At 70.4% G+C, this 17,442-nt stretch carries 16 protein-coding genes; 7 read left to right on the forward strand and 9 right to left on the reverse strand.

Features of this window, described 5'->3' with window-relative positions; all coding sequences use genetic code 11:
* A partial coding sequence (locus tag ACUJ8O_RS09275) for an IS256 family transposase (RefSeq protein WP_445373330.1) occupies positions 1–1,235 on the forward strand: 1,235 nt, incomplete at its 5' end.
* Between the two features lie 576 nt (positions 1,236–1,811).
* On the opposite strand, the gene ACUJ8O_RS09280 is transcribed toward ACUJ8O_RS09275, so the two are convergent.
* From ACUJ8O_RS09280 to ACUJ8O_RS09300, 5 genes are all read right to left on the reverse strand, one after another.
* On the reverse strand, positions 1,812–2,201 hold the full coding sequence (locus ACUJ8O_RS09280) for a heavy metal-responsive transcriptional regulator (RefSeq protein ID WP_036334145.1): 390 nt from the start codon (positions 2,199–2,201) through the stop codon (positions 1,812–1,814).
* Between the two features lie 122 nt (positions 2,202–2,323).
* Entirely contained in the window at positions 2,324–3,694 is a 1,371-nt protein-coding gene (locus tag ACUJ8O_RS09285; protein WP_036336637.1) for a dihydrolipoyl dehydrogenase family protein, read from the reverse strand.
* A gap of 163 nt (positions 3,695–3,857) precedes the next feature.
* Positions 3,858–4,520, reverse strand: coding sequence for an organomercurial lyase MerB (merB, locus tag ACUJ8O_RS09290; RefSeq protein WP_036336638.1), 663 nt, complete (start codon positions 4,518–4,520; stop codon positions 3,858–3,860).
* A gap of 59 nt (positions 4,521–4,579) precedes the next feature.
* The gene (merA, locus tag ACUJ8O_RS09295) at positions 4,580–6,016 is read right to left on the reverse strand and encodes a mercury(II) reductase (RefSeq protein ID WP_020624860.1); all 1,437 of its coding nucleotides are present in this window, start codon (positions 6,014–6,016) and stop codon (positions 4,580–4,582) included.
* 112 nt (positions 6,017–6,128) lie between these two features.
* Positions 6,129–6,545 (reverse strand): SUMF1/EgtB/PvdO family nonheme iron enzyme, encoded by a 417-nt coding sequence (locus ACUJ8O_RS09300; protein ID WP_227448837.1) that lies wholly within the window; start codon positions 6,543–6,545, stop codon positions 6,129–6,131.
* A gap of 287 nt (positions 6,546–6,832) precedes the next feature.
* Here ACUJ8O_RS09300 and ACUJ8O_RS09305 point away from each other — a divergent pair, with 287 nt between their 5' ends.
* Genes ACUJ8O_RS09305 through ACUJ8O_RS09315 form a run of 3 tightly spaced genes read left to right on the forward strand, consistent with a single transcriptional unit; the run spans position 6,833 to position 8,891 of the window.
* Entirely contained in the window at positions 6,833–7,498 is a 666-nt protein-coding gene (locus ACUJ8O_RS09305) for a biotin transporter BioY (RefSeq protein ID WP_036336642.1), read from the forward strand.
* On the forward strand, positions 7,495–8,256 hold the full coding sequence (locus ACUJ8O_RS09310) for an energy-coupling factor ABC transporter ATP-binding protein (protein WP_036336644.1): 762 nt from the start codon (positions 7,495–7,497) through the stop codon (positions 8,254–8,256). Before ACUJ8O_RS09305 ends, ACUJ8O_RS09310 begins: the two co-directional genes overlap by 4 nt.
* Complete coding sequence (locus ACUJ8O_RS09315) at positions 8,256–8,891, forward strand: energy-coupling factor transporter transmembrane component T family protein (protein WP_036336646.1); 636 nt, start codon at positions 8,256–8,258, stop codon at positions 8,889–8,891. Before ACUJ8O_RS09310 ends, ACUJ8O_RS09315 begins: the two co-directional genes overlap by 1 nt.
* 96 nt (positions 8,892–8,987) lie before the next feature.
* On the opposite strand, the gene ACUJ8O_RS09320 is transcribed toward ACUJ8O_RS09315, so the two are convergent.
* The gene (locus ACUJ8O_RS09320; protein ID WP_049147545.1) at positions 8,988–9,440 is read right to left on the reverse strand and encodes an acyl-CoA thioesterase; all 453 of its coding nucleotides are present in this window, start codon (positions 9,438–9,440) and stop codon (positions 8,988–8,990) included.
* Between the two features lie 631 nt (positions 9,441–10,071).
* Between ACUJ8O_RS09320 and ACUJ8O_RS09325 the strand changes: the two genes are divergently transcribed.
* A complete protein-coding gene (locus ACUJ8O_RS09325; RefSeq protein ID WP_155395525.1) occupies positions 10,072–10,221 on the forward strand; it encodes a hypothetical protein in 150 nt (49 codons plus the stop codon).
* Between the two features lie 6 nt (positions 10,222–10,227).
* Here the strand turns inward: ACUJ8O_RS09325 and ACUJ8O_RS09330 are convergent, their stop codons facing one another.
* From ACUJ8O_RS09330 to ACUJ8O_RS09340, 3 genes are all read right to left on the reverse strand, one after another.
* Positions 10,228–12,759: an HAD-IC family P-type ATPase gene (locus ACUJ8O_RS09330; protein ID WP_445373331.1), complete on the reverse strand. Its 2,532-nt coding sequence runs from the start codon at positions 12,757–12,759 to the stop codon at positions 10,228–10,230.
* 93 nt (positions 12,760–12,852) lie between these two features.
* Positions 12,853–13,419: a DinB family protein gene (locus ACUJ8O_RS09335; protein WP_041104677.1), complete on the reverse strand. Its 567-nt coding sequence runs from the start codon at positions 13,417–13,419 to the stop codon at positions 12,853–12,855.
* A 253-nt stretch (positions 13,420–13,672) separates the two neighbouring features.
* Positions 13,673–14,278, reverse strand: a complete 606-nt coding sequence (locus ACUJ8O_RS09340; RefSeq protein WP_044658732.1) for a TetR/AcrR family transcriptional regulator — start codon at positions 14,276–14,278, stop codon at positions 13,673–13,675.
* A 218-nt stretch (positions 14,279–14,496) separates the two neighbouring features.
* Here ACUJ8O_RS09340 and ACUJ8O_RS09345 point away from each other — a divergent pair, with 218 nt between their 5' ends.
* Both ACUJ8O_RS09345 and ACUJ8O_RS09350 read left to right on the forward strand, forming a co-directional pair.
* A complete protein-coding gene (locus tag ACUJ8O_RS09345) occupies positions 14,497–16,179 on the forward strand; it encodes a long-chain-fatty-acid--CoA ligase (RefSeq protein ID WP_036336655.1) in 1,683 nt (560 codons plus the stop codon).
* A gap of 45 nt (positions 16,180–16,224) precedes the next feature.
* Entirely contained in the window at positions 16,225–17,439 is a 1,215-nt protein-coding gene (locus ACUJ8O_RS09350; RefSeq protein ID WP_036336657.1) for an acetyl-CoA C-acetyltransferase, read from the forward strand.
* Positions 17,440–17,442 lie beyond the last annotated feature (3 nt).

The raw sequence follows: 17,442 nt of genomic DNA on the forward strand, positions 1-17,442 counted from the left end.
TCGACCCTGCCGGCCTGCTCGGAGAAGCCCTGTCTGAAGCGTCCCCGGACATGATGCGCCATCTGCTGCAGACCATGATCAACACCTTGCTGTCCGCGGATGCCGACGCGGTGGTCGGTGCCGAATGGGGCAAGCCCAGCTCCTCGCGCACTGCTCAGCGGAACGGGTACCGCCACCGGGACCTGGACACCCGGGTCGGCACCCTGGACGTGGCCATCCCCAAGCTCAGATCGGGCACGTACTTCCCGGACTGGCTACTTGAACGCAGGAAGAGAGCGGAGTCGGCGCTGATCACCGTGGTCGCTGACTGCTACCTCGCCGGGGTCTCGACCCAACGGATGGACAAGCTGGTCAAGACTCTGGGCGTCAACGCCCTGTCCAAGTCCCAAGTCTCCCGGATGGCCACCGAGCTCGACGAGCAGGTCGAGGCCTTCCGCCACCGCCCGCTCGGGGTGGCCGGCCCGTTCACGTTCGTGGCCGCCGATGCGCTGAGCATGAAGGTCCGCGAGGGCGGGCGCGTGGTCAACGCCGTGGTGCTGCTGGCCACCGGGGTCAACGCTGACGGCCACCGCGAGGTCCTGGGCCTGCGGGTCGCCACCTCGGAGACCGGGGCGGCGTGGAACGAGTTCTTCGCCGACCTGGTCGCCCGCGGCCTGGCCGGGGTCCGGTTGGTCACTTCTGACGCCCACACCGGACTCAAGGACGCCATCGCGGCGAACCTGCCCGGAGCGACGTGGCAGCGCTGCCGCACCCATTACGCGGCGAACCTGATGGGCATCACCCCGAAGAACATGTGGCCGGCCGTGAAAGCCATGCTGCACTCGGTCTATGACCAGCCCGATGCGGCCAGCGTGCACGCGCAGTTCGACCGGCTCCTGGACTACGTGAGCGGGAAGCTGCCCACCGTGGCTGAGCACCTCGACGCCGCCCGGGCGGACATCCTGGCCTTCACCACGTTCCCGAAGGACGTCTGGACGCAGGTCTGGTCGAACAACCCGGCCGAGCGGCTCAACCGGGAGATCCGCCGCCGCACCGACGCGGTGGGCATCTTCCCCAACCGGGCGGCCATCGTCAGGCTCGTGGGTGCGGTGCTGGCCGAGCAGACCGATGAATGGGCCGAGGGTCGACGCTACCTCGGTCTCGAAGTCCTGGCCCGCTGCAGGCTCACCACCGTGACCAACACCGGAGACGAGGTGGACCCCGACACCGAACTCACCCTCGGCCTCAGCGCCTGACCCCCATGAAGGATCAGACCGCTACACCATCACGAGGGGCTTGACCAGGGGGGACGCTGGTCCATGAGCCGAGCGCAGCTTCCCTGCCGACAGGCCACCAGGGGCCCTGCGGGGCACGTCCAGGCAGGTATACCCCTTTACACGCCCCGCCCGCCCACGAGACCATCACGTCAGAGACGGTGTGAATCGCAGCGCTAAATGGCGTGGTTTTTGTAACGCTTTAAGGCCTGCTAATCAGGTGGGTGATCGGATCTGAGCTTTCCGCAGACGACAGGTTCTACGTCCGGCTGACGGCGGGTTTCATAGGCACCCCTGGCGCAACAAACGTTTTGTCGTGAAATCCTAGATCCCGCCCTAGAGGGCCTGTGGTTGAAGAGTCGGTCTTACGATGGACAATGGTCCAAACCAGCGACACCAGTGCGCACTGTTCGTGCTGTGGGCGGCGTCTGCCGTTGAGCAGGTTGCACGCGTTGGCGGATGGCGCGGCTTACGTCTGCCGGCGGTGCGGCTTATGGATTGCGGTCCGTCGTCGCTGAGTGATTCCGTTGAAACGTCTGGTTGTGGATGTGCCGATGATCAAAGGTAGCTACAGATGACTTCGGCATTGCACTGAGCGGGGTCGCCGGCCGCCGCGGTTCCGTGAAGGCCGGCAACGGTTTCTCTGAGCGCGGTGAGTTCGGCGATGTGCCTGTCCAGGTTCGTCAGGTGCTCGGCAAGCTGATCACGCACGTGGCCGCACGGCGCCGTGCCAGCATCCCGGATTTGGAGGATGTCGAGGATTTCGGCCAGAGTGAGGCCGGCAACTTGGCTGCGCCGGATGAATTCAAGCCTGACGATCGTGTCCTCTGGATAGTCGCGGTAGCCGTTGGTGGCTCGGTCGGCCTGCGGCAGGAGCCCTCGCTCCTCGTAAAACCTCAAGGCCTTGGTCGTCACGCCGGAGGCCGCCGCTACTTCACCGATACGCATGCTTCACCTCGTTCTCGAAAGACTCCGTAATCTTCCATTTTGCTGGAAGATCACGAAGGTGATGGGGGTCTTTGTGGTGTGCCAATTCCTTCGTGCTCCCGCCTGTACGTTTCTCGACCCGGTTAGGGGGTGAGGTCGAGTTGTTCGAGGGCGACCTGGTAGGCCTCGTGGTAGGTCGGGAATTGGGCGACCTGGTCCAGGAGCGTGTCGATCGGCAGTTGCGTGCGGATGGCGAGGGAGGCGTGGTGGATCCACTCTCCGGCCATGGGGCCGACGGCCCAGGCTCCGATGAGGATCTTCCGGTCGGCGTCGGCGAGTAGGCCGAGGTGCCCGCGGGGGTCCTGCTCGTAGGTCCAGGGTCGGGCGATGGCGTCGGCGAGGTCCAGTTCCGTGGCGATGGTGCGGATGCCCTGCTTCGTTGCCTGTTCCTGGGTTAGTCCGGCGCCGGCGATTTCGGGGTCGGTGAATACGACACGCGGTATGCCGTCGTAGGTGGCCGGGTGGGGTCGGCCGAGGATGGCGTCGGCGGCGATCCGGCCTTGGTACTTCGCGACGTGGGTGAAAGGCATGATGCCGGTGACGTCGCCGATGGCCCACGTGTTTTCGCCGGCGCGGCAGTGGTCGTCGATCTGGATTTCTCCGTGGTCGCCGAGGGTTACGCCAGCGTGTTCGAAGCCGAGTCCTTCGGTGCGTGGTGTGCGGCCGGTACCGAAGATCACGACGTCTGCTGCCACCTCACCGGCTGGATCGCCGTCGCGTGTCTGAAGCTCGATGATGCTGTCGGCTCCCTCGCGCCGCGCCTGGACGGCGGAGGTGGCCAGCCGGATGTCGATGCCGGCCTCCTGCAGGTACTGGTGGGCAAGTTCCCCCACCCGGGGCCCTTCGCGGTCCAGTAACCTCTCGCCGCAGTGGATCAGGGTGATGGCCACTCCGAAGCGGGCCAGGAACGTCGCGGTTTCCACGCCGACGGCGCTGCCGCCGATGATGACCGCCCGCTCGGGGAGCGTGCTGGTGGTGTAGGTTTCACGGTTCGTCCAGGCCGTGATCTGGTCGATGCCGTCCAACGGTGGGATCACGGCGTCGGAGCCGGTGGCGATAATGATGTGCTCGGCTGTGATCTCGCGGTCTCCAGCCTGGATCCGGCCCGGTCCGGTAATCCGAGCTTCGTCCTTGATCACCACGGCGCCCTCTTTGATGTACCCGTCGACCTGTGCCTGGTCATCGAGGTTCCGGATCATGTAGTCCCGGTACTTTGCAGTGGCAGCCCAGTCCAGTTCGGCGCCGGAGACACCGGCGGCCCGTTGAACTTCCGTGCGCGCTTCCGGCGGCCGCAGGACGGTCTTGGAAGGGATACACGCCCAGTAGGCGCATTCCCCGCCGATTAGTTCCCGCTCGAAGACCACGACGTTCTTCCCGGCTTTCAGAAGCCGGTCGGCCGCGACCTCCCCGCCTGGGCCCAGACCGAGGACGGCAACATCGAAATGTTCACTCATGAGAATTTCTCCTTCAGATTCAGCGGATCTTTCCCGGCTCTTTCCGGTCCTTCGTCAACATCTCGCACCGGCCCCGGCCCGCCTCCTGCACCGGTACTGAACCCGTGCAAGCCCTCCAGTTGCCAGTGGTGGTCCGGCGGGTAGTGGTGGGTGGTCGGTTGGTTCAGCAGGCGCAGCTTTGGACGCCGTTGCTTACCTGGTCGGTGGCGGGTCCTGGTGTGTGGGTGAGCATCTTCTCAGCCATGGAGGATCCGAGTTCGTAGGCCTCTTTGACAGGCATGATGGTGCCGCCGGGGTGGGTTTCGAGCCAGGGCGCTGCGTCGTCGGGTGAGGCGAAGAAGTGGACCTGGTTGCAGAACGATGAGCGGACGGAGCTGATGTCCTCCGGGTTCACCAGGGACACCACGGCGGTGGCCGGCTCCACGCTGGTGACACCCATCGCTGTGACAGCCACCCGTACCGGGGTGCCTGTGGCCTGATGTGAGGATTCGATACGCGCGGATGCGCCCAGCAGGGTCGGGAAGATCAGGGTGTCCAGCGCGCACCAGGTGTAGAGTTGCTCACCGTTTACCTCGAACCGGTGCTGCGTGGGGCGCTGCGTCAGGCCCTGCCCGATGATCCGCCCGGACCCGTCGTACTCCGTGTCGCCCATCGCCTTGAGGGCAGTGCGGACTTCCTCCCCGGCACGGCCGGTCGCCGCGGCGAGGTCGCTCACGTCGACCGGGTCGCCCAGGGCGAGGAGTTTCAGTAGGGGCATCCACAGCCAGGGCTCCATCCCCGTCTCGTTGGACGCAAGCCGGTCAGTGACCTCGCTGATGTTGTTCATCGCGGTCGTTCCTTTCAAGGCATGGTGTGTCAGTGTTCGGCGATCGGTGGTTCAGGTGTTCAGGCGGCGCAGCAGGAAAGTTTGGAGACATCCGTCTTGAAGGACTGGGCAACGATCTTGATGCCCTCGGCCATGGTCAGGTACGGGCTCCAGAGGTTCGCGACCTGATCGACGGTCATCCCGGCCTGCAGGATGTACACGCCTGTTGCAGCGAGGTCGCCGGCTTCCTTCGCGACGGCGGTGATACCGACGATCCTGCCGGTGTCGGCGTCTGCGACCATCTTGATGAATCCGCGGGTGTCCCGGTTCACCACGGCGCGGGGTATGTATTCCAGCGGTACAACCCGGCATTCGCACCTGATCCCGGCGTCTCTTGCCTGCTTGTCGGTCATGCCGACAACCGCGAGGTTAGGGCTGGTGAACGTGACGCGGGGCAGGTGGCTGTAGTCCACGGCGCGGCCGGCGTCGCTGAAGGCGTTGTCGACCATCAGGGTGCCGTGGGATGCGGCGACGTACACGTATTCGGGGTGCCCGGTCACGTCCCCCGCAGCCCAAACGCGTGGGTTAGAGCTCACCAGGGTGTCCTCGACGACGACTTCCCCCTTGTCCCCGGTCTTCACGCTCACCCCGGCCAGGTTTAGCCCGTCGGTGACCGGGCGCCGACCCGTGGCGATGAGGACCTTGGAGGCCCGGAGGGTTTCGCGCCCGCCGGCGATGTCGGCCTGGGCGGCAATGCCGCCGTCCGTGTCCTGGGTGATGGAGGAGACGGTGGAGCGGCGGATGACCCGGATGCCCTCGTTGGCGAAGACGCTCATCAATGCCCTGGATGCTTCGGGTTCCTCACCCGATGCCAGGCGAGAGCGCACCAGCATGGTGACCTTCGAGCCGAGGCGGGCGAAGAGTTGGGCCTGTTCCAGGGCGACGTACCCGCCGCCGATGACCAGCAAGGACTCGGGTACCTCGTCGAGTTCCATGGCCGTGGTCGATGTCAGGTAATCGACCGTGTCCAGACCATTGATCGGTGCGGCCCACGGGGTGGAGCCGGTCGCGACCAGATAGTGGGCGGCCGTGATCGTCTCCCTGGTCCCGTCCTGCGCGGTGACCTCCAGCGCAGGGTCCGCGGCGGTGCCGGTGAATACAGCATTGCCGTGGCGCAGCTCCCACCCGTAGTCCGCGACGAGGTCCACGTACTTATCGGAGCGCACGTTCTCCACCAAGGCGCGCTTTCCCGCGATGAGTGCTTCCATGTCCACGGGTCCCGCGGTGGCGGTGAGGCCGGGGAACCTGCCGGCGTCCTGGGCGGTGTGGCGTGCCTCGGCTGCGGCGAGCAGAGCCTTGGAGGGGATGCATCCGGTGTTCACGCAGGTCCCGCCCACGGTCCCGCGTTCGATCATGACGACCCGTTTGTCGAGGTTCGTTGCCCTGATCGCGGCAGCGAACGCGCCACCACCGGAACCGATGATCGCCAGATCGAAATGCGGTACTGCCTCGTTCATGCGAATCTCCCTACACTGCCATCGGGCACCGGTTCATTGCGTGACGGCAGAAGCTGATGGCTGGTTTTCCAGTGGTTGATCTTCAGTCTGCACCTTCCCCTACGGGGGAAGGTCAAGGGTTCTCTGAACGGACGACGGGCTGGGGGCCCTCGAGGTGGTCGAGGCCGGTCCAGGCGATGTCTTCAAGCGGCCCGTAGGCGGGCGAGGTCGTTCCGGCGCGGCAGGCGTACTCCCACTCGGCCTCGGTGGGCAATCGGTACCCGTCAGCGCTCGTGTTCCAGGTAACGGAGCGTCCGTCCCCAGCACGCGTGTAGGCCGGCTGCAGCTCTTCGGCATTGGATAGCTCGTTGCAGAGGTTGATGGTCTCGAACCATGTCAGAGGCGTGAGCGGGCGTCCGGTGCTCCGGTCATGGAGGGGGTGCACTGCCATCTCGAAGGGCTCCAGTTCCACATCCCGTGTGGTCCCGCGGCGGGCGTCGCGCAGGGTGATTTTTCCCGAAGACAGGGTGGCCATGGAGGGCTGGTTCATGGTGTCAGCGTCGCACACGGGCTGACTGGAGAACTATGACCCCTAGTCGATCAAGGTTCAAATGTCAATACCTAAGTGACTCATGGTCGCATGAAACATATTTGCGCGTTTGTGAAATCTTCGCTGCATCTCGACAGCACCATCGCCCGGAAGCGCACCCCGGCCGCCCACACCTCCGCCCCTGCAGTAGACTCCTGAACACTGTTCAACTCGTCGGGCACTCGCCATGCGCCCAGCGCCTCGGCTGAGCGCCCCCTCGCACTCGCTTCCGCACCAGGAGTCCCTCCATGAGCACTTCCGTGCCCTCGTCCCACGACGGCCACGTCCGCCCCGCGGCCACCACGACGGCGGACCGCCCCGCCGACGCCGGCCGCCCCCGTCGCGGTTCCGCCGGCGGCAGCCTCGCGCGCATCGCCGTCATGACCGCGTTGATGGCCGTCCTCGGTCTGGTGCCGCCGATTGCCGTCGCCGGTGTGCCCGCCCCGATCGTGCTGCAGAACATCGCCGTGATCCTGGCCGGTGTGATCCTCGGCCCGTGGCGTGGGGCCGCCTCGATGGCGCTGTTCGCCGGCCTCGTGGCGCTCGGCCTGCCGCTGCTCAGTGGCGGCCGCGGCGGCCTGGGCGTGTTCGCCGGCCCGACGGCCGGCTTCATCCTCGGCTGGATCCCGTCCGCCCTGATCGTCGGCCTGATCTTCTGGGCCCTCACCTCCCGGGCCCGCCCCGGCCTCGGCGCCGGACGGGTCGCGCTCGGCGCGGCCGTCGCCGGGCTGATCGGCGGCGTCGTGATGGTCTACTTCTTCGGCGTGCTCGGCTTCGTGGGGATCGCCGGGATGGAGTTCGGCGCCGCCGTCCTCTCCATGGCCCCGTTCGTGCCCGGTGACCTGATCAAGCTCGTCGTGGCCGTCATCCTCATCGTCGGCCTGTGGAAGGCCTACCCCCGCGCCTTCCGATGAGCCCGGACCGTTCCCTCACCCTCACGGGCGTCCGCGTCGAGGCCGACGGCCCTGAGGGCGTCGTCGTCCTCCTCGACGGCGTGGACCTCACCCTCACCGCCCCGCGTGTGGCGGTGATCGGGGAGAACGGCTCCGGCAAGTCCACGCTGGCCCGCGCGATCGCCGGGCTGGCCGACGTCGTCGCCGGGGAGGTGACCGTGCACGGGGTGGACGCCGTCCGGGACATGAAGGCGCTGCGCCGCACCGTCGGCTTCGTGTTCGCGAACCCGGCCGCGCAGATGGTCATGCCCACCGTCCGGGAGGACGTGGAGCTGACCGTGAAGTCGCTCCGGGACGACGCCGGCCGCCGCCTGGCCAAGGACGACGTCGCCGCGCGCGTGGCCGCGGCGCTCCAGGAGCACCGGCTCACCGCGCTCGCGGACCGGGCGTGCCTGTCCCTGTCCTCGGGGCAGGCGCAGCGGCTGGCCATGTGCTCGGTGATGACCGCCGGGCCGTCCCTCGTGATCGCCGACGAGCCGACCTCCCTGCTGGACGGCCGGCACCGGCGGATCGTGGCCGACCGGCTGCTGGCCGCCGACCCCTCGGCCCCGGACGGGTTCCAGCTGCTGCTGGTGACCCATGACCTCGAGCTGGCCCGTGCGTGCGACGAGGCGGTGTGGATCCACGGCGGCCGTGTGGAGCGGACCGGCCCGGCCGAGGACGTGGTCGAGGCGTACGAGCGCTTCCTGGACCACGCCGTGGCGGCGGAGCTGCGCTGATGCTCTCCTTGTACATCCACGGCGACTCACCCCTGCACCACGCCCGCGCCGGCCTCAAGACGGGCCTGTTCGCGGTGTGGGTGCTGGCCCTGACCCTGCTGCCGCTGTCCCTGTGGACGGCGGGCGCCGCCGTCGTGGGCGCCGTGACCGCGTATCTCGTGGGCTTCGGGCTGCGGCGCGGGGCGGCGATGATCGCCTCCGACCTGCGCGCTCTGTGGCTGTTCTACGTGGTCCTGTTCGCGGCGCAGTGGATCTTCACCGACGCGTTCGCCGCCGGACTCATGGTGGCGCGCGTGCTCGGGCTCGTGCTCACCGCGCAGGTGTTGACGCGCACCACCCGGATCGCGGACATGACCGGGGTGGCCGAGGCGGTGCTGCGGCCGGTCGAGCGGATCCCGTGGGCGGGGCCACGCCTGGCGCGGGCGGGGTTCCGCGCCGACCGCGTGGGCCTGGCGATGGGCCTGGTGCTCTCCTCGATCGGCCACCTGCGCGCGCTGGCCGAGCAGATCCGGCATGCGCAGGCCGCCCGCGGGGTGCGGATGGCGCCGTGGGCCTGGGCGCTGCCGCTGCTGGTGCTCAGCTTCAAGCACGCCGACGACGTCGGGGACGCCCTGGCCGCCCGCGGCATCGACTAGAACCGCCCGCCCTTCCGCGTTGGGGGCGGAACTCGGTGGTATTCCGGGCGGGGATCCCCGAGTTCCGCCCCCGGACCGCGTGGGGTGGCGGCCGGTTCAGAGGGGGTTGTCCAGGGGCAGACGGTCGCGGTCGTAGGTGATCTCGGTGAAGCCGTGGGGCACGGGCTTGCCGTCCTCACCCAGGGACACGAACACGATCTTGTCGATGGTCAGGATCATCTCGCCGGTCACGATGTTCCGCACCTTCGCCCGCATGGTCAGGGACGTGCGCCCGAACTCGGTGGCGCGCAGGCCCATCTCGATCATGTCGCCCTGCTTCGCCGAGGCCAGGAAGTTGATCTCCGAGATCAGCTTCGTCACGCACCGCGGGTTGCCCAGCTGCAGGGTCGCGTAGATGGCCGCCTCCTCGTCGACCCAGCGCAGCAGCGAGCCGCCGAAGAGGGTGTTGTTCGCGTTGAGGTCCTCCGGCTTGACCCACTTGCGGGTGCGGAAGTTGACGTCGTCGTGGGCGGCGCGGTCGGCCGAACGGGTGAAGAGCGTGGAGTCCATGGCCCCACGGTAGAGCGACGCCGACGCCGGCACGAGGGAGGGCGCCCGATGCGGAGACGTGCTCGAGCAGGCCGTAGGGTCGCCGGAAGGGATCCGCAACGGAGCACACAGGAAGGACCCGGCCGATGACCATCCGCCCCCACTCCGACCCCGTCACACCCGACGCCACCTGGCGCGATGTGCCGGTGCTCGGCTTCACGGTCGCCGCCGGCATCGCCGTCCTGTTCTGCCTGGTCTGGCTGCTCCGGGACGGACTCACCACCGACTACACGTGGGGGCTGCTGCTGTCCCCGGTGCTCATGAGTGTGCCCGGGGCGGCGGTGATGGTCCTCTGGGAGCGGCTCCTCGCCCGCGTCCCGCGGCTGGCCGCCACGCTGGTGGCCGTCGCCGCCCTCCTGGCCCTCGGGCTGGTGCTCGCATGGTGGCTCGTCGAGGTGAACGCGCAGACGCACCTGTTCACCGGGAGCACGTTCTGGCTGCTCGCCGTCGCCCCGGTCTGCGCGGGCCTCGCCTGGCTCGCGCACCGGCTGCTCCCGGCGGCCCGCCGTCCCGTGGAAGAGCCCCCCGCCGCCCTCGACGACGACGCCTGGGCCCGCCGCCCCGCCGGCGGGCCTGGGCGGTCACCGCGCTCGTGCTGCTCATCCTGGCCACCCGTCTCCCGGGCGTGGTGGCCGGGGAGCGGCTCAGCGCGTGGGACGTCGCGTACCTGTTGGTCGCCGTCGTCGTGCTGGTGTCGGAGTGGTGCGGCTACCGGGCGGCGGTGCGCCGGGCCCGCCGCTGAGGGGTCTCAGGCCCCCGCGGCGGCCAGCACCCGCGCCACGTGGCGGCGGTGCACCTGGTGGATGATTTCGATCAGTCCGCACCCGAGCGCCGCGATCACCAGCGCGGCCACGAGCACGTCCGTGGGCGGGACCTCCATCTGGTGGTACCAGCGGGAGGCCGGCACCAGCACGACGGCGGCCAGCACCGCGTACATCGCCAGGATGAGGACCACCACGCGCGCGCTCAGCGGCCGGGACATCACGCTGAGCACCCACAGGCCCAGCAGGGTCAGGGTGATCATGAAGGCGGCCTGCTGGCGGGGCAGGTCGACGTCGCCGGCGGTGAGGCGCACGTACGTCTGCAACGTCACCATGGACAGCAGGATCACCGCGCCGGAGGGGATCGCGAACCGCAGCGCCCGCCCCAGGAAGCCGGGCACGTAGCGGCGCGGGTTCGGCAGCAGGGCGAGGAAGAACGTGGGTGCGCCGATCATGATGAAGTCCACGGTGGAGGCCTGCCGTGGCAGCAGCGGGAACTGCCACGCGAACAGGGAGAACACCACGCCGAACAGCAGCGCGTACGTCGTCTTCGTCAGGTAGATGTGGGCGAGCCGCTCCATGTTGGCGATCACCTGGCGGCCCTCGCCGAGCACGCGTGGCAGGCGGTCGAAGCGCCCGTCCAGGAGCACCATCCGGGACACCGCCTTGGTGGCCGGGGCCGCGTTGCCCATGGCGATGCCCAGGTCCGCGGTCTTCAGGGCCAGGGCGTCGTTCACGCCGTCGCCGGTCATGGCCACCACGTGCCCGCGCGACTGCAGCGCCTGCACCATCGCCTTCTTCTGGTCCGGGCTGACGCGGCCGAACACGTCGTGCTCGGCCATCACGGCGGCGAGCTCCCCGGGCTCGTCCGGCAGGGTGCGCCCGTCGTAGGCCTGGCCCGCCACCTCGAGGCCCACCTCGCGGGCCACGGCGGCCACGGTGCGCGGGCTGTCCCCGGAGATCACCACGGTCCGCACGCCCTGCGCGTGGAAGTAGTCGAGGGTCTCGGCGGCGTCCGGGCGCACGTTCTCGCGGAACGTCACGACGGCGACCGGGACGCCTCCGGCGGGCAACGCATCCCCGATCAGGGGCTCGTCCGTGCGGGCCAGCAGCAGCACGCGGCGGCCGGCGTCCGCGTCGGCGTGGACCTGGGCGCGGACGGCCTCGGCGGCGTCGGGGCCCAGGAGCCGCTCGTCCACGAGGGCCTCGGGCGCGCCGAGCAGCCACGTGCCGGCCGCGGCCCCGGCCTCCGGGCCGAACGCGACCGCCGACCACCGGCGCGCGGAGGAGAACGCCACCTGGGCCGCGGGGTCCACGGCCGGGACGGCCGTGAAGGGCTCGCGCAGGGCCGCCGCGGTGGGGTTCACGTCCGGGTCCGCGCCGAACCAGGCGAGCACGGCCCGAGCCCCGTCGCCGACCTCGGCCGGGGCGCCGTCGTCGTGGGCGTCCGGGGACGCGTCCGCCGAGGCGGGCGGGGTGAGCCGGTCGAACCGGACGCCGCCCTCGGTGAGGGTGCCGGTCTTGTCCAGGCAGACGGTGTCCACGCGGGCCAGGACCTCCACGGCGGGCTGCTCCTGGATGAGGACCTCCTGCTGGGCCAGCTTGAGCGCGGAGACGGCGAACGCGATGGTCGTCATGAGCGCCAGGCCCTGCGGGATCATGCTGGTCACCGCCGCCACGGACGCGATCAGCGCGGGCTCCAGGGCGGCCTCGCGCGGCTGGGAGAGGGCGAGGGACCAGCCGCCGACCGCCGTCATCTGGCCGTGCACGATGACCGCGATGATCGGCACCAGGGCGATCGTCAGCCAGCGGGCCACCTTCTCCAGGGCGCCGCGCAGCTCCGAGTGGATGGCGGAGTAGCGGCGGGCCTCGGCGCTCAGCCGGGCCGCGTGCGAGGCCGAGCCCACCGCCGTCGCGCGCACCAGGCCCGCGCCGGCCACGACGGCCGAGCCCGAGAGCACGGCGTCCCCGGGGGTCTTGGGCACGGGGTCGTTCTCGCCGGTGAGCAGCGCCTCGTCCATGTCCAGGCCGTCCGAGACGAGGACCTCGCCGTCCACGGGCACCTGGTCGCCGCGGCGCAGCACCACGACGTCGTCCCGCACGATCTGCGCCATCGGCAGGGGCACGCGCGCCCCGTCCCGGATGACGAGGACGTCGTCCTGGTGCAGCAGCGCGATCCGGTCCAGCTTCCGCTTGGCCGAGTACTCCTGGACCACGCCGATCACCACGTTGGCCACGGCCGCCAGCGAGAACAGCAGGTCCAGCCAGCGGCCCATCAGGATCACGACGACGGCGCACAGCGCGATCGCCAGGTTGAACAGCGTGAACACGTGCACGCGCAGGATCTGCCCCAGCGAGCGGGACGTGTCCCGCGACTGGACGTTGACCAGGCCCGCGGCCTCCCGCTCGGCGACCTCGGAGGCGGTGAGCCCGGTGATCCCCTCCACCCCGGTGAACCCCAGGCCCGTCCCGCTCTCGGGGGCGGACGGGTGCGCGGACGCAGGGGAGGGGGAGGCCATGGCACAGAATCTACCCAGCCGGCGCGGGGCCGGGCATCCGACGAGGGGATGAACCCGGGTGCGACCGCAGGCGGGACCGCGGGTGGGGCGGGCTCACTCGCCGGCCTGGCCGTCGATCCCCTCGCGCAGCAGGTCGGCGTGGCCGGCGTGGCGGCCGTACTCCTCGATCATGTGGGTGAGGATCCACCGCAGCGAGACCGGGTCCCGCCCCTCCCGGATCCGGTGGGCGCGGGCCAGGGCCGCGGCGCCGTCGTCGCCGTCCGCCGCGAGCAGGTCCACCACGATCTGCCGGGACCGCTCCACCTGGCCCTGCCAGAGGGCGCGCAGGTCCGCCGCGGAGTCCTGCGCCGCGCTGTGCCAGTCCCAGTCGGGGTCCGCGTCGAAGTCCGCGCCCACCCAGGGCGTCGAGGTGGGCTCGCCGAGGGCGACGGCCTCGAACCACCAGAACTCGACGAACGCGAGGTGCTTGAGCAGGCCGCCGAGCGTCATCGCGGACGGGTGCCCCGGCAGGCGGCGGTGCAGCGCGGCCGTGTCCAGGTCCGCCGTCTTCCACTCGATCGTGGCGCGCAGGAAGTCGAGGAAGCCCAGCAGGGTGGCGGCCTCGCCCGCGGCGAAGGGCGGCTCGGGGCGGCCCTGGTCGTCGTAGAACACGGTGGTCATGGCGGCCAGGCTACGCCCCACCCGCGTTGTCGTTCGGGAAACGGCGCGTGCGGGGGCGGGTGAGCTGGCGGACCTGGAACGCGTGCGGTCGCTCCGAGCCTGAAAAGTGCGCTCATACCGACCGCAGGCGTTCCCGGAAGGGGCGGGCCGGCGTCGTGGCCACCCAGGAGGACCCGGAGGAGCTCGTCGGGGTCAGCGAGGACTGGGCGGCGCAGGCGTACGCGGACGCCGCCGCGGTGGGCGGCGATCCTGCTCACCGCGGCGGATCCACCACGAGCCGCACCCGCGGGCTCGCCTGTTCGGCGGCGCCCTCCTGGGTCTCGGCGATCCGGCGCCAGATGCGGTCCGCCGACGGGTCGACCATCAGGTGCCCCATCTGCCGGATGACGGTGCCGAACACGGACGTCGGCATGCTGCGCCGCGGGGCGAAGCCGGACCGGCGCAGGCGCTCGGTCTGTTCCGTGGTCAGGTCCACGAGGCGCTCCAGCAGGGACTCGGTCTCCCCGCCGGCCTCCAGCAGCGAGCGGCGCACGTAGGCCCCCACCACCGGGTGGTCGGCCAGCAGGTCCGCGAACGCCGCGTCGCGGGCCGCGGACACCTCCTGTGGGGTGCCCACGAGCGGGACCTCGTCGAGGGTCGCGGCGATCAGGCGCAGCACGTCGTCGTCGACGGCGCGGGTCAGCCCCGCCTTGCTGCCGAAGTGGTGCCGCACCAGCCCGGGGGCGACGCCGGCCCGTTGCGCTATCTCGCGGACGCTGGCCATCTCGACCCCCCGCTCGGCATACAGCTCGAGGGCCGCCAGGCGCAGGCGCGCGGGGGAGGAGAGATCGTCCTGATCGAAGGGCAGGGGGGTGTTCATCGGGTCCTCGGGGCTGGGTCGGCGGATGGGATGGCCCGTGGTCGGGAGATGAGGATGCGGGGGCTCGCTGAACCCTACGGCAGGGATCGAAACGCCCCCCGCACCCTTCTTGCACGCTAGTGCAACATCGTGCTTGAGTGTGCAACATCAGCTCAGTGAGGCATGTCACAGACGACTGCCGCCCGCCTCCGCGACCACCACACCTCCCAGGGGGACCCATGCAGACCACCGACACCGTCCTCGGCACCCCGTCCACCATGGGCGACGACGAGCAGCTCACCACCACTCGCCTCCTGCGGGACGCCGCCCGGACCTTCGGGGATCAGCAGATCATCCACACCCGCGGCGGCGGCTCCCGGTGGCAGACCACCACCTACGCGGCCGTGTGGGAGCGGGTGCGCCGCATCGCCGCGGCCCTGCGCGCCGAGGGCGTCGGGCCGGGGGACCGGGTCGGCCTGCTGCTGTGGAACGACGTCCGCCACCTCGAGTCCTACTTCTCCGTCCCGCTGCTGGGCGCGACCATGGTGCAGCTCAACCTGCGCCTGGCGCCCACGGACCTGGCCTACGTGATCACCCACGCGCAGGTGGGGACGATCGTCGTGGACGAGACCCTCCTGGAGCTCGCCGCCGCGCTCGAACCGCACCTGCCCGACGGCGTCCGCTGGATCGTGGCCGGCGACGGTGAGCTCCCCGCCGACTGGGCCGGTCGCGACGACGTCCTCTCCTACGAGGCCCTCCTCGACGGGCACGAGCCGCTCGAGACAGGGGGCCTGCCGAACGTGAGCGAGCGCTCCGCCTCCGGCGCCTGCTACACCACGGGCACCACCGGCCGCCCCAAGGGCGTCTTCTACTCGCACCGTGCCACCTGGCTGCACGCGCACGCCGTGGTGTCCACCCTGGGCATGACCATGGCGGACACCGCCCTGCTGCTGACCCCCATGTTCCACGCGCAGTGCTGGGGCCTGCCGTTCGCCGCCGTCGCCGTGGGCGCGCGCCTGGTGCTGCCGGGCCGGTTCAACCTCACGGACACCCCGTGGCTGACCTCCACCCTCGTGGACCACGGCGTCACCGTGGCCCCGGCAGCCCCCGCGATCCTCATGCCGATGCTCCACCACCTCCGCACCCTCGAGACGCCCCCACGGATGGACGGCGTGCGCCTGCTGTGCGGCGCGACGGAGCCCCCCGTGGCCATGATGCGCGGCTTCGACGAGCTCACCGGCGCGGAGGTCATCCACGCCTACGGCGCCACGGAGACCTCGCCCATCGTCTCCCTCAACCGCATGAAGCCGAGCCTCATGGACACCCTCTCCGAGGATGAGCGGTGGAACCTCAAGCGGTTCCAGGGCCTCGTCGTCGTCGGGGTGGACGTGAAGATCACCGACCCCCTGGGCGAGCTGCTGCCGCCCGGCGAGGAGAACGTGGGCGAGATCCGCCTGCGCGGGCCCTGGGTGACCACCTCCTACGCAGACAACGCCGAGGCCACCGAGGCCGGCTTCGACGACGAGGGCTACTGGCGCTCCGGGGACCTGGGCTACCTCTCCCCGGAGGGCTACCTCAAGGTCACCGACCGCCTGAAGGACGTGGTCAAGTCCGGTGGCGAGTGGATCTCCTCGATCGACCTGGAGAACCACATCATGACCGTCCCCGGGGTCCGCGACGCCGCCGTGATCGGTGTCCCCCACCCCCAGTGGGAGGAGCGCCCCCTGGCCCTCGTGGTGCGGGACGAGGACTCCGACGTCGACCAGGACGCCGTCCTCGCCGCACTCGCCGAGCGCTTCGCCACCTGGCAGCTGCCCGACGAGGTCCGCTTCGTGACGGAGATCGATCGGACCGGCGTCGGGAAGGTCAACAAGCGCAAGCTGCGCGCCGACTACGCCGACGCCCTCACCTCCGGCCGCTGACCGGCCCGCCCCCTCCCCAGACCCACCCCGACCCCAGGAGACCCCGTGACCCAGGACGCCTTCCTCTACGACGCCCTCCGCACACCGCGCGGTGCCGGCAAGCCCTCCGGCTCCCTCCACGAGGTCAAGCCGATCGACCTCGTCGTCGGCCTGACCCACGCCCTGCGCGACCGCCATGAGGGGCTCGACCCCGCCGACATCGAGGACATGATCCTCGGCTGCGTCAGCCCGGTGGGCGACCAGGGCGCGGTCCTGCCCCGGGTGGCCGCCCTCAAGGCGGGCCTGCCGCAGACCGTGGCCGGCGTGCAGCTGAACCGGTTCTGCGCCTCCGGGCTCGAGGCCGTGAACCAGGCCGCCGCCCGCATCCGCTCCGGCTGGGAGTCTCTGCTCGTGGCCGGCGGCGTGGAGTCCATGTCCCGCGTGCCCATGGGCTCCGACGGCGGCGCGTGGGCCATGGACCCGGCCACCTCCCTGGCCACCGACTTCGTCCCGCAGGGCGTCTCCGCGGACCTGATCGCCACCCGTGAGGGATTCAGCCGCGCAGAGCTGGACCGCTTCGCCGCGCAGAGCCACCGCCGTGCTGCGGCGGCGTGGCAGGAGGGCCGGTTCGCCCGCTCCGTGGTCCCGGTGACGGACATGAACGGGATGACCGTGCTGGACCGGGACGAGACCATCCGCCCCGACTCGTCCGTGGAGACCCTGGCCACGCTCAAGCCCTCCTTCGAGGCGCTGGGCCGGGAGGCGGGCTTCGACGCCGTGGCGCTGGAGAAGTACAGCTCGCTGGCGGGGATCGAGCACCTGCACCACCCCGGCAACTCCTCGGGCATCGTCGACGGCGCCGCGCTGACGCTGATCGGCTCCGAGGAGGCCGGCCGGCGGGCCGGGATGAGTCCGCGGGCCCGGATCGTCTCCGCCGCCGTCGTCGGCTCCGAGCCCACCATCATGCTCACCGGCCCCACCCCGGCGTGCCGCAAGGCCCTCGAGGTGGCCGGCATGACCGCCGCGGACATCGACCTCGTGGAGATCAACGAGGCGTTCGCGGCCGTGCCGCTGCTGCTGATGAAGGAGATGGGCTGGACCGAGGAGCAGACCAACGTCAACGGCGGCGCGATCGCCATGGGCCACCCCCTGGGCGCCACCGGCGCCATGATCCTCGGCACCCTCGTGGACGAACTCGAGCGGCGCGACCTGCGGACCGGCATCGCCACGCTCTGCATCGGCGCCGGCATGGGCGTCGCCACGATCGTCGAGCGCGTCTGAGCG

It is taken from the genome of Micrococcus sp. EWR3.9.1, from assembly GCF_052615555.1.